13 protein-coding genes are annotated in these 12,225 nt (G+C 65.1%); 1 reads left to right on the top strand and 12 read right to left on the bottom strand.

Translation table 11 applies throughout. The features are described 5' to 3' along the window. Positions 1-45: 45 nt before the first annotated feature. Positions 46-924, bottom strand: coding sequence for a class II glutamine amidotransferase (locus BLJ79_RS12290; RefSeq protein ID WP_071215037.1), 879 nt, complete (start codon positions 922-924; stop codon positions 46-48). A gap of 317 nt (positions 925-1,241) precedes the next feature. On the opposite strand from BLJ79_RS12290, the gene BLJ79_RS23570 reads away from it, so the two are divergent. After that, on the top strand, positions 1,242-1,658 hold the full coding sequence (locus BLJ79_RS23570) for a hypothetical protein (protein WP_071215036.1): 417 nt from the start codon (positions 1,242-1,244) through the stop codon (positions 1,656-1,658). Here the strand turns inward: BLJ79_RS23570 and BLJ79_RS12280 are convergent. From BLJ79_RS12280 to BLJ79_RS12230, 11 genes are all read right to left on the bottom strand, one after another. After that, on the bottom strand, positions 1,645-2,058 hold the full coding sequence (locus tag BLJ79_RS12280; protein WP_071215035.1) for a hypothetical protein: 414 nt from the start codon (positions 2,056-2,058) through the stop codon (positions 1,645-1,647). The genes BLJ79_RS23570 and BLJ79_RS12280 overlap by 14 nt on opposite strands. A 1,176-nt stretch (positions 2,059-3,234) precedes the next feature. Further along, entirely contained in the window at positions 3,235-3,462 is a 228-nt protein-coding gene (locus BLJ79_RS22915; protein ID WP_139194847.1) for a hypothetical protein, read from the bottom strand. A 618-nt stretch (positions 3,463-4,080) separates the two neighbouring features. Further along, complete coding sequence (locus BLJ79_RS23925; RefSeq protein ID WP_083411279.1) at positions 4,081-4,326, bottom strand: HNH endonuclease; 246 nt, start codon at positions 4,324-4,326, stop codon at positions 4,081-4,083. 841 nt (positions 4,327-5,167) lie between these two features. Continuing rightward, the gene (locus BLJ79_RS12265) at positions 5,168-5,947 is read right to left on the bottom strand and encodes a hypothetical protein (RefSeq protein WP_071215032.1); all 780 of its coding nucleotides are present in this window, start codon (positions 5,945-5,947) and stop codon (positions 5,168-5,170) included. Between the two features lie 40 nt (positions 5,948-5,987). Further along, positions 5,988-6,551 carry a hypothetical protein gene (locus BLJ79_RS12260; protein ID WP_071215031.1) on the bottom strand — a complete coding sequence of 188 codons (564 nt, stop codon included), beginning with the start codon at positions 6,549-6,551 and terminating at the stop codon, positions 5,988-5,990. 3 nt (positions 6,552-6,554) lie between these two features. Next, entirely contained in the window at positions 6,555-6,938 is a 384-nt protein-coding gene (locus tag BLJ79_RS12255; protein ID WP_139194846.1) for a hypothetical protein, read from the bottom strand. Between the two features lie 3 nt (positions 6,939-6,941). Continuing rightward, complete coding sequence (locus BLJ79_RS12250) at positions 6,942-7,262, bottom strand: hypothetical protein (protein WP_071215029.1); 321 nt, start codon at positions 7,260-7,262, stop codon at positions 6,942-6,944. A 58-nt stretch (positions 7,263-7,320) separates the two neighbouring features. Next, a complete protein-coding gene (locus tag BLJ79_RS12245; RefSeq protein WP_071215028.1) occupies positions 7,321-8,946 on the bottom strand; it encodes an AICE element replication initiation protein in 1,626 nt (541 codons plus the stop codon). Continuing rightward, the gene (locus BLJ79_RS12240) at positions 8,936-9,274 is read right to left on the bottom strand and encodes a hypothetical protein (protein ID WP_071215027.1); all 339 of its coding nucleotides are present in this window, start codon (positions 9,272-9,274) and stop codon (positions 8,936-8,938) included. The genes BLJ79_RS12245 and BLJ79_RS12240 overlap by 11 nt, the downstream gene beginning before the upstream one ends. Before the next feature lie 243 nt (positions 9,275-9,517). Next, positions 9,518-10,048, bottom strand: a complete 531-nt coding sequence (locus BLJ79_RS23370; RefSeq protein ID WP_071215026.1) for a hypothetical protein — start codon at positions 10,046-10,048, stop codon at positions 9,518-9,520. Positions 10,049-10,783: 735 nt separating this feature from the next. Beyond that, positions 10,784-12,199 carry a recombinase family protein gene (locus BLJ79_RS12230; RefSeq protein WP_071215025.1) on the bottom strand — a complete coding sequence of 472 codons (1,416 nt, stop codon included), beginning with the start codon at positions 12,197-12,199 and terminating at the stop codon, positions 10,784-10,786. Positions 12,200-12,225 lie beyond the last annotated feature (26 nt).

The raw sequence follows: 12,225 nt of genomic DNA, 5'->3' as shown, positions 1-12,225 counted from the left end.
AAGGCCTGTTGCGGGACACCGCCTCTGAGGCTTTCGGCACGCGGATCATGCCGGCACCTGGGGATGTTGCGAGGCGGCGGCCGCGGCGCCAAGCTGTTCGAGCCGGATCTTCCGGCGTGGAGGCTGTGCGAAGGAAAGGTTCGAGCCAATCGCCAGGTCTTGGTTGACATGAAGCAATTCGCCCGGTTCCAGCAGCCGCCAATCCGGATGGGCCGTCATGATTTCCGTCGCCACGATCACGACGCGCCGCGTGGCCAGTTGCCGGCTGTGGGCGCGGATCCTGCGGCTGTGTGCGACAAGTGGTTCGGCGTCGGCCACGGGACCCGGGGGCCGGTCCAGGACGTACAGTTCGTGGGTCTCGGGATAGCGCAGGGCCCACAGGTCCGTGGCGGTGGTGAGGATGAAGTTCAGGCTGTAGACGGGCAGGTGCTGCGCGATCCAGTTCACGGCGGCAGTGATCCCGGCAGCGACATCCCCGTCCGCGCGGCGGATTTCCGCGGTGACCAACGCGAACATCCGCTCGCTGTCGGTTTGCCCCTGGACCAGGTCCCGGGTTCCGACCGAAGCGAGCCGGTCCTCAAGCATGGCCATGCCGCCCAGCACCCCGTTGTGGGCGAAGAGCCGGTTGTCCTGTTCGAACGGGTGGGTGTTCACCCGGGTGTGTCCGCCGGTGCTGGCGTAGCGCACATGCGCCAGGAACGTCGTGCTTTCCAGGCGCCGGGCCTCAGCCGCGAATTCCCGGTCCTGCCAGGCCGTGAGCGGCTGTTTGTTGACCATGGCCTTCTCCCGGGCATCGAAGGTGCCGATGCCGGTGCCGTCCGGTTCGTAGTGGCTTTGCAGGGACAGGCTGTTGGGCGCCTCGAGCAGCCAAAAGGTTGCCTTGGCCCGGTCCAGTCCGGCGTGCAGTCCAAAAAGTCGACACATGATTCCTGCTTTCCCCTGCCCAGGGACCCGCACCCCGCCGCCGGATTGCCCCCATTCCCCACCTTGGATGATGCCGGTGGACATATCAAGGGGCAGCGGAGGCCGACTCCGGTGCGGAAGTTGTTGACCTGCGGTTCCGGCTGCACGGGTGAGGACCGAGACGCCGGTCCACGGATGCCTGCCTTCCAGGCCGGGGTCGAGGTCCAGGTCGCACACGTGATTCTTGGGTTCATCGCCAAGGGGCAGGACTAACGTTGGATAGTGACAGCGGCGCGCGATCGCCCCTGCCCCGTCATCTGGAAGAGGGGCCGTCAAGAGTGTTTCAGGACAAGGTTCGAACCGAAGAGCACACATCGAGCCGGCGTTCGAGGAACGTCGGGAATCCACGCTACAAGTGGATCGTCCTGTCCAACACCACCCTGGGCGTGCTCATGGCCTCGATCAACGCCTCGATCTTGCTGATAGCCCTGCCCGACATCTTCCGCGGGGTGGGCATCGATCCGCTGCAGCCGGAGAACACCAGCCTGCTGTTGTTGCTGATCATGGGGTACATGGTGGTCACCGCGGTGCTGGTGGTCAGCTTCGGCCGCTTGGGGGACATGTACGGCCGGGTCCGGATGTACAACGCGGGATTCGCAAGCCTACGTAAAACATACTTTTTAGCTCGGTCAAAAAAATGCCCCCGCCTGCTCATGTTTGAGCTGGCGGGGGCTGGTGGGGCTAGGTGGCAGTAACTCGATAGCGCGGCGCGTCTTTATCGCGGCGTTCGCGCGCTGCGCGGGCGGCGGCAAGTTTCTTGGCCAAGGTGCTTTCGTCGCGCTTGGCCTCGCCGGTCAGAAAACCGACTAGTTCCTGTCGCCGTTTCGACAGGGCCGGGACCTCACGGGGTAACGCGGACTCCAGCGCCTTGTTCACGATGGCAAGGTTTTTTCGTGCATCCTCCATGGGGTCCGGAATTTCAGTAACCGGGACGATATCGGCCGGGTTGACGACGCGGGCGGCAAGCGGCGGGGTACCGTTACGGGCGTTGGCTGCGTCGCGGTTGGCTTGCTTGCACGGCTCGCATGGCGTTTCGTGGTAGCGCAGGTGGCGACGGTAGGCGGCGCGGGTGCCGCAAGGCTGGAGGGTGGACATGGGCAAAATGTGCCTTTCAAAATGGGAGTTGAGGCTAATTTGTCAGTGTGTCTGACTTGGAACGATGCAATGTGTCTGGACACATTTAGCACCATGGCCCGCGCGTAGCGTGCCAAGTCAAAATGGGATGGATAACAATTTTTTGAGCGTGTCGCATGGGCTAATGCGAATCATTCACAAACAGATTTCCGGCTAAGCCGGTGAGAGCCGGAGCGGCCCCGGGGGGAGGGTCTGGTCCCACCCCCACGCGGAGCGGTTTATTCCTAGGCCCGGGGGTGGTGCACTGCTCGCCACGGCGGGGGCCGTTCCGCTCGCGGCGTTTGGGGCTGGTTGTCCGTCGTTGCCTGTGCTTGGCTCCGGCACGCGGCAGTCGTGCAATTGCGCTTGTTCTCGGCGTGGGTCGTGGCGTGGTTGCGGCTGAATGGCTCCATTGCTCCAAGCGCGTTGCTTTTGAGCAAGTGGAGTAAGTGGCGCAAGGCGATGAAATGAATAAATAATATAAATTATCATTTATAATATTCTTGTTTCTTCATGGTCATCACGTCGATGACGCGCGGCGACGAACGCGTCAGCACCAGCACAGCAGCAGCACAGCAGCACCAGCACAGCAGCAGCAGCACAGCAGCACAGCAGCACCAGCAGCACCACAGCAGGCAGCACCAGCAGCAGGCAGGCGGGCCACTCGCCGGGCGCGGGCAGCCCTCCGCGGGCGGGGTCTGTAGCTCGGCGGGCAAGCCGGGCACGCTGTGCCGGGGGTGTCCGGGGTGGGGCCACGGCGCGCATAAATCGCCGGATGCCGCTATCTGCGGGCGCGCCAGCGGCAACGAGCTGCGGGAGGTCCGCGGGCATAGGCAAGGCCCCTAGCCACACCCGGCTAGGGGCCTTGCTTCGGGGCGGTTTAGGTCGCGGGAGTCCATCCGGGGCAGTAACTGTAATCATCAAAGAAAGTCACGGTCAGGGTCTCGTTTTTGGCAATCGGCGGCAGGTGGACCCATTGGCCCTCTTTGGCGTCAGTGCGAGTGGCGGTTTCGGGGCTGGTGTTTTTGTCCATAGCCCAATAATCCCGCGGTGCATGGGGCTCGGGAAGTGCGGAATCCGACAACAAATCACCCTTGATATTTGATTAATTTGGCGTCTCACTAGGCGCTTCACGCAAAACGCCACGCGTGGAACGCTTCACGCGGCGTTGGTGCGCGAGGTGTCCATATACCGTTGGGTGTTTTCGGCGACGATGTATAGCGACGTGGGCCAGCCATAGGGTGGCGAGGTGTCGCGCGTCCCTTGGAAGTCGTAAATGTTCCCGGGGATGCAGCGGACCACCACGCCGGGATAACGTGCCCTGATTTTCCGGGCCAGTCCCGCCGGGATGGGGTCGCCCGTGACAGCCAGTCGCGGGAGAAACACCTCTACTAGCTGGGTCCTCGGAACGCGGATTGTGCCCGTCGGGTCGTTGTGCCGCTTGGCAGATGCGGCGGCAGAATCGTGGGCAAGGACCCGCGTAAGCACCATGGGGTAGCGTGCGCCCTCAACGCCCCGGACCTCGCCTAAGCCCGGCACCTCCGTCGCTTGCGTTAGCACTGACTGATCGGCAACAAACTGGAGCAACGTATAAACATCCTTGACGATGCGATACCCGCACAAGCAATGCGGATCATGTTCCACGGCGACATGCCACGGGACGGAGCCACCGGACAGTAGCCAAGTCCGGCCCTTGCAGTACCCGGTACGCATGGCGTCCGGCCCATAGCCTCCAATAGTGCCGTCGGGTTGGACACGATCAACACGCCATCCCGGTAGGGGCTTGACGATCTGCGTATAGCCAAAGCGCTTCACTGCGTCGTATGCCGCCCACACAGATGCCGTTATGGCAGCATCCGGCGGGACAGGTGCCGGACGCCGTGCCTCAAACGCAACGACGGCGGTGCGGATACGGTCGGCGGCTGCCTGTTCGCTCTTGGGTGTCGGCGGGTCTGGGGGCAGGTGGACGGGGTCTAGGGGGTTGAATAAAGCGGACATGGTTTCCTAAGTGATGTTGACGGGACACGGCGGCAGCTCGCGGACGATGCAAGGCCAGTCCTTGACCAGTTCGTAAAGCTTGGGCCGCCACTCGAAAAGGTCGGCGTCATGCTTGGACAGGTTGCACGGGGCACAAGCCCACTGCATATTCTCGGGTGCGTCCGCACCGCCTCGGGCAAGGGGGTGTATATGATCCACATGCTCGACGGGGGTACCACAATAGGCACATGCATAGTTGTCCCGGTCGTCCATGTGCACGGCAGCGTTGCGGACGTGACCGTCGGGGTCGTGGCAGGTACGGCAGATAACTTTCAGGCCGGTTGGTGTGCTCACATCCCTAGTGAAGTGCTCAAAGGGAAGAAACTCGTGGCACTTTCGGCAGCGGTGGACACCGTCCGGGCGTAGGCGGTCACGGTCGGCGGCTACCTGTTCGGGTGTGCGGTCGGTACACGCGGCACGGTAGCGGCGTGAATCGGCAGCGGGGGCACCGGAGGCCACACGGCGGCGGTGGCGCTCACGACTGGCGGCCTTGCCCTCGGGTGTGCCCTCGTAACGGCGCTTGGCCTCCAGCCGTGCGGCGCGATTGGCCGCGTAGTTGGCAGCGGCGGCAGCGGTGTTACACGCCCAACACCGTAGCTCCCGCCCGCCGGGGCTGGCCGTGGTGGCAACCAGCGCCTTGGCAGCGGTTAGCTCGCCGCATAACCGGCACGTTCCGGCTCGCAGCTCTCCACGGGCCGGGGAGTCCCAAACGCGGATGCTGCCCGGGCATTTCTTGGACCGGACGGCCTCGACATAGTCGCCGGGCTGGATGACGTAGGGCGCGGAGTCAGTGCGGTTGGACAGTGCAACCGGAATAGGTTTATTTGCCATGGCAGGACCTCGGGGAACAATTCGGATTGGGCAGCATGGCCGCGCCGCCGGGAAGGATGGCCCGGCGGCGGGGCCTGCACACGTTGCGGACGCGGGGCCGTGCCCCGCCGGTACCCGCGGCGGGGCGGTGCCCCGGCGAAAAGGAAAGAGAAACGCCGGGGCAGTCGGGAAAATTAGGGGCAGCCGCCCGGCTGTTGGGGCCGGGTCGGCTGCGGGGTGTGGGTCAGCCGAAGGACGGCAGCCAGTCGGCGCGGGCTGCCTCGCGGCGGGCCTTGGCCTCCTCGATGTAGTCGGCGCGCCGGGCGTTGGCCTCGGTGGGCAGCGGGCACCACGGCTCGGCACCGTTGGCGATGGCAGCCAGCATGTTGGCCAGCCGATTGCGCTTCGGGTCCCACACCGCGGCGGCAAGGTCCGGGCTGCGGAATTGGTCCAGCTGGGCCACGTTGTAGAGCTGCCCGCCGCTGCCGTCGGCAATGGCACCGCCAAAGAGCGCTGTTCGCAGCTCCAGCGCCTCGGCCATTTTGTCTAGGACGACTTCACAGGCCACGTACTCCTGTGCAAGCTCGCCGCGTCCCGCGCGCAGCAGGTCGGCGGGCGTGGTCCCCGGGGTCACCTCTTCGCCAAGCGCCTTGATGCGTTCCAGCGCCGGGGTGTACAAGACCTTTCGAACTTCGGAGATGATGGCCTTGGCCTCGGCTTGGATGGCCATGTAGACGGCGTTCAAGTGGGTTTCCTTGGCCTCCTCGACAGTGGCGACCTTGACGGGGTACAGCGCGACCTCAGCCAAGGCCTCCATGTCAACGGTCAGGTTATTGATGGTGTTGTCCACCAGCGCGGTGCGGGACGGAACGGTGCGCTGGAGGTCCAGCGCCATAGCCTCCAGCTTGGCCAGCTTCTCGAAGTCGGCCTTGAGACCCTTGGAAAGTTTGAGGTCCTGTCGCTCGCGCAACGCCGCGACAGCGGAGCGGGCGGGGTTGTAGAAATGGGGGTTGTTGTTGGTCATTGCGGGCATTCCTTTGGGTGTTGGGTAATGGGGTGTCGGGTCAGCCAAACACGGTGTCTGGCAGGCCAAGGTCCTTGGCGGCCTTGTTGATTGCCTCGGCGCGGGCGGCGAGGTCCGGGACGGGTGCGCCGACGGCCAGCGCGGCGACGATGGCGGCGGTCTCATGCAGAAATTCCAATTGCTCGGCGGGGTCGATCCCGCGTTCCTGCAAGGCGCGGGCCAGCGGCTGCACAGCGCTGGGCAAGTCGCCCACGTCCGCGACCAGCGCGGCGGCATGGTCCCTAGCGTCGGACGCGGCTTGCATCCAGTCGGCGGGGATCGTCTCGGGCGTCTCGGTGTTGCCAGCGGGCGGGGCCGCTGCGGCGGCCTCGGCGCGGCGGTCGGCGTCGAACATGGCGCTGGTGGTGGTGTCTTGCAAGCCGTGTGCGGTCGCAGGCGGGGAGGGCTGGCCCTCGGTGTCGGCGGGCGGCGTGCCTGCGGGCTGGGTCCCGCGGTTCAGCTCGCTAAACAGGTCCTCGGTCGTTTGCTCTTTCGAGGGGAACCCGCCCAAGTCGAACATGAAACGGGCCGCCTGTTGTTGATAGTCGTCGTCGTGGTTTTGCATGGGTCATTCCTTTGGTGGTGTTTGGGTGGCAGGCCAGCACAGGGGGGCCGTGTCGTGGGGCCGCGGGGCACCGATGGCGATGCGCGCGGCGACGTCCTCGCGGATCATGCGCGCGCGTCGGGTCTGGCGGGCCTTGGCGCGGGCGGCGGTGCGCTTGGCTGTCGCCTCGGGGGCGTACCAAGCGCGCAGCCCTTGGTCGTAAAGCAATCCGTAACGGGTGTTTTCATCCAAGGCACGCCACGCGTCGGCCGTGTACTCGGGCAGCATGTACGGCGAGACGCCGGGGGCCGGATCGTGCAACAGGAACCACAGGCGGCCTTGGGGGTGTAGTTGTTGTTCTATTTGCCGGATGGCTCGGTTAGACGGGTGGGTGGGTGATAGTGCCACGGCTTATTCCTTCACGCTTACGGGCGCGCGGTGCCAAGCGGGCTTGCGCTCGGCAACCCGCGGCGGCTTGGTGAAGATGGCGCGGGTTGCATCCACGGGCGTAACGCCCTTGAGTGTCAGCACTTCGGTGGCCAGCGCCTCGGCCTTGGCCTGCCAATGGCGGCGTTGCTCGGATTCGTGCACAAGGTGTTCGATCAGCACCGCCGCGACCTCGTCGCGGGAATTGGCGCGGGAAAGGTCCGGGATCACGCCGCGGGCGCGGGCGTACGTGGTGCGGTTAGGGGCGTAGTATGTCACCGCCATAATGACTTGTTCGTTGGTCACAGCGGGGTCCTTTCAAGGAGAGACGGGGGCGCGGCGACGGGCTGCGCCCCCGGGTGGGTCAGGTACAGGCCGGGTCTAGGACCTCGCCCAGCTTGGCGGCGGTGTCAGACACGCGGAGGGTGGACGGCTCGGGCATCGGCTCGGGCGCGGGGTCCCCGCTGCCGTCGGCCTCCGGCACGGCGGGATCGGCGCGGAGGATGATGCTGCGGACCCCGCGCACCTTCTTGCGCTCGACCGTCAGCCCTGCGGCGCGTAGCGTTTCCTGGCCTCGGGCCATCGCGCCGCCCAATGATGCGGGAGAGGTGGGCCACGCGGCCTTGAAGTCGTCGGGGCGGAACGGCTCAAGACGTTTCAGCAGGTCCTCCACGGGACCGCGCCACGTCCCGCCCTTGGCGCGGGCGATGGCCAGCAGACCCATGGTCAGCGGATCGTCTTGGGCGCGGTCGGCCATGACGTTATGCACGCTCGCGGCGTAGGTAGCGGCGTAGCCGTCGGCGGCATCATTCCCTAGGTGGGTGTCAAGGGCGGTCAGCACGTCGGAATAGTCGGCCATGCGAGGGCGCGGGCGTTCCTCGGCGCGCGTGGCGGTGAGGTTGGCCAACACGCCCGCGACGTCGTCCAGCAGCGCGCCTAGGATCATTGGTTGGAGGTCGTGAAACTCGGACCACAACCGGGATTCGGACTTGCGCCGGGATTCGTCCACGCGCTCCAGCTCGACCAGCACAAGGCGCTCCAAGGCGTCCGGGCCAAGGCCGAAGGGCAGGACAATGGAGGTTGCCACGCCGGAACGCCGGATTGTCTGGATATGCAATCCGGCGTCTGTGAATAGCTTCCGGTGGTCGTTGCTGATTCCGGTCACCAGCTGGCACAGCCAATTGGAGGTCTTGGCACTCAGCGAACCAATGTTGTCCCAGCTTGGCACGAAACGGCCAGCCGCCGACGTGAAGTCGTCGCGCTCGGAGTTGCCCGGTGCGCGGCCCAGCGCCTCGGCAGGGTCAACCATGCAAAGGGCCATGCGGGCGATGGTGCTCTTGCCGGAACCCTGCGGGCCAAGGGTCCAGAGGATCGGGCGCGGATAGCCGGAAAAGAACGCGGCCACCTGCCAGCCCCAAATCAACTTCCATTGGTTGCTGTCGGCTTCCAGTCCCATGAGCTTGCGCAGGGCGTCGCGGGAGCCACCGGTCACAGGCACCGGCAGGGCCGCGGTCGCGGCGGTGCGCAGGAAGATCGGGCGGGTGGCCTCCATGGCCGCCGGGTCGTCCTCGCGGTCCTCCAGCGGGTCGCAGACGGTCCAGCCGCAGGGGCTTACCTCGACGTAGCGGCCGTGGGGGTCGCCTAGGTCGATGTGCAGCGCGATGCCTACCGGGGCGGTACGCAGGTAAAGGCGCGTGCTGGCGTGTTCCTTGGCCTCGGCGTCCAGAATGTCCAGCGTCTTTGTGATCGTTTCGCGGCTCACCATGACGCCCGCGTCTCGATGCATGGCTAGCATCAACTCGCCGGACAGGCTGGCAATGGGCCGGGCCACCTTGGGCAGGCGCGGATTGTTCGGGACCGCAAAGGGCAGTCCGTCGGTGGAGATCCCAAGGTTGTATTTTTCGCGGGCAACCTTGTACACGGCATCTTGGGCCTTGGCGCTGTCGTCCTTGGGCTTGGGCTTGGCGGCCTCGGGGGTCTTATCGGCCATTGGTCAGCGCCTCCACAACGGTGATGCCGTCGAAGGGGCTGTAATCGTCGGCACCGAGCGCCGACCACGGGACACGCTCTTGTGGGAACCTCCCGCTTTTCAGCGGTTCGGCGTGGGTGTTCACGCGGTAGACCGGGGGAGTGTCGGGGGCGGGGGCAATGGTCAGGACATAGCCCCCGGCGGGGTCGGTGCGGTGGTCTAGGAATGGGAGGATCGGATCACCGACGGCCCCAAGGCCGTGCACGTGGCGTTTGCCGTCGGGGCCTGTCACGGTCGCCACGCGTGCGCCGTCAAAAATGGAAATGCCGGGAATAGGCAAAGTGAGCATGGGGTGTCCTCGTGAATTTGAGTTGGGAGTGATGATTTGCAGCGGTTCCGCGCTGCGCGGGGGGTGCGGGGGTGCGGGGGTTCGGTCGTTTGCCGTCTCTTTCCCCTACCTAGTGAGTACGCCACGGTCCGACAACATATTGCCGAGAACCCCGGATTCATGCGGATGTTTCGATCCTGGGATTTGCCTGTGAGTGCATCCCGGGCGTGTCGCAGCGACGCGGGACAGGTTGTGCCCGGCGGGCTAGGAATATGCCGGGGCGTTGGTGGCGACGTAGGCCCGCGCGTCGGCCAGATTGTAGGCAGGGGCGTTGGTGTACGCGTGGGCGTCGGCGTACGCCTCGGCGTAGCTGCGGGCCACGTCGTCCGGGGCGTTGGCGTCCTTGGCGGCGGCGTAGGCCTGCGGCCTCACGTACGCCGGGACAGCGGCGGCGGCGTCTAGCGCCTCCTTGAAATACCGGTGGGCAATGGCCTTGGTGGACTTGCCCCGGGCCATGGCGTTGTAAACGACTCGCAACCGGTCGTCGGCGTAAGCGCCCAGCCGCTCGGCCTTGCGCCGGAGTGCGCCGCTGCGCAGCATTTCTTCATGGCTGGCGAGACCGGCAAGGAACCGCGGGCGGTAGGTTTCGTAGTCGGCTAGAAACTCGTCGCGGGCGCTGCGCCATGCCGCCTCGGCCGCGTCAAGGTTGGCCAGTCCGGTGACGATGCTCGGGGACAGTTCGACCCCGGAGGATCGGATGGCGTCCACGGCTTTTTGTTGGTAGGGGGCGGGCATGGCAGGTCCTTTCGTCTAGTGGGGATACTGGGTAAGTAGGCCAGCGGGGGCGGGTTGCTCACGAAACAAGGGGCCAAATTTTTTCGGAGCCGGGTGTGCTCACAGACAGAAAAAGGGGGCGGGCTGGGACCTGAAATAGCCCCTACCCGCCCCCTGCCCGCCCCCCCTGCCCGCCCCCTCATTTAGTCGCAGAGACCCAAGTCAGACCCAATTTTATAAGTTACCGAACCGTAGGGGGCGAGGGGGGCGGGCAAATCCGGAGCGCTGTGGGCGGTGGCGGTGTTCGTGTTCTTTTATATAATTTCAAAAAAGAGTTCCATATAGAAAAGACACTGAAAGCCCGCCCTAGCGCCCCCTCTTCGTCACCGCCGCGTCCATGGGCAGCGCCGCCGACGCGGACGCACGCCCCGCTCCAGCGACGTCCCGGGAATACCCGCCCCCACCCGCCCCCCCGCCCCCTACTGGTGAGTAAGTTAGGGAAAATCCCTATTGACTTGGGGTAATAGAATTTCGTCGTGACCAAGAAGGGGGCGGGTAGGGGGGCGGGCAGAGTGAAAAGGGGGCGGGTACGTGCCCCCTCGGTGCGGCGACAAGCGCGGGCATGCCCGGCGGTGTCCGCGGGCGTGCCAATGCCCCACCAGCGGGCGCTGGCGGGGCACTGGGGGCTGTGGAGTTTTGGGGTGGCGCACTTGGCCGTGCGTGGCCTACGGGGCCGCGTACGGGGCGCGTGGGGCCTCAGTGGTTCCAAACAATGTCTAGTCGGCTGGAATCCCACCGCCCGCGCGTGGGTGCGGGCAAAAGGACCACGCGCGCTATCGCGGACCGTAGCAAGGCGCGGCGCGCGTTCACGTCGTCATCGTATGAATGCCACGTCTCGGCGAAGGTTAGACCGGTCTCGACCATTGTTGACTCAACCGGCGTTCCCGCGGCTTCCAGCTCGGCCCGGCGCTGTCGCAGGTCGGTCAGCCGTTCGACCAATTCGCCAATGTCGGCATCTCGCGCAGCCATTGCTAGGGAAGTGGCTTGAATGGCATCTTCGACCTCGGCCAGCCCGACCGGCGCGGGCGTGGATAACAGCTCTTCCATGACGGGCCAGTTGCCGACGACGGCGAGGAACTGCTCAGTCACGTAATCGTCTGTTGCATCGGCCTCGATGGCCACCGGTCGTTCACACTTCACACCGCTCCCACGGCGTGAACAGGTGTATTTCACGCCGTGATGCACCGGCCCATCGTCAACACGTGATTTCGTGGTGAACTTTTGGACGGTGAGGGGAAGCCCGCATGAGTGGCAGATGATTACGCCAGATAGCAGACGTGAGGCCTTGCGGCGGGCCTTGGTCAACTTTTGCGGGGAGAGGATGCGGCGGAGGGCCAGCGATTCCTCAACGGTGATGATCGCGGGCCATGCCGTGATGGGCAGGCCGTCGGGGCCAGTGACCAATTCACCGCGCGAACGGACCCGGCCTAGGATGGCGTCGCCGGTCAGGATGCCGCGTAGTGCTTGGACGCTCCAGCCCTTGCCGCCAAACTTGGGGGGAATGCCTCGCGCGTTCCAATCAAGAATTACTGCGTACATGCTCGTGCCGTGCATGACGCGTTCCACGGCCTCCAAAATCAGTTTGGCCTCTTCCGGGTCAATCTCCAGCGCCCGGCCAATGCCAGACGGGTGCGGAGCGGACCGATAACCCACCGGTGCACGCCCGCCGGGGAAACGGTTGTTGCGGCGGAGGTAATCAACGGACATGGAAATGCGCGCGGAAATGGTCCGGGCCTCCATACCCGCGAACACTTGTAGGACTTCCGCCATGGCGCGACCCATGGGCGTAGTGGTGTCCAGTTGCTCAGTGCATGAAACGATGGCTAGGCCTTCGTCTAGAAGTGTCCCGTAGTCCACCACTGAGCGGGCTATCCGGTCTAACCTCCAGACTAGGACGGCCTCAGCTTGGCCACTTGCGAGATACTGGCGAACACGGGTAAGCCCCGGGCGGTTCAGGCGGAGCTTGGACGCGCTGGCGTTTGGGTCCTCGATGATTTCCACCAACTCCCAATCATGCTTGGCGGCGTGCGCTGTGATGATTTCCCGCTGGCGTGCAATTGACGTTGATTCTTCGCTGGCAGACGATAGCCGTGCATACCCGATGACTCTCATATCTAAAGTATGTATCCTTCAACGCG

It is taken from the genome of Arthrobacter sp. UCD-GKA (genome assembly GCF_001863355.1).
GTDB lineage: Bacteria > Actinomycetota > Actinomycetes > Actinomycetales > Micrococcaceae > Paeniglutamicibacter.
The sequence above is the reverse complement of the archived record's forward strand: the minus strand, read 5'-3'. Positions and strand labels throughout refer to the sequence as shown.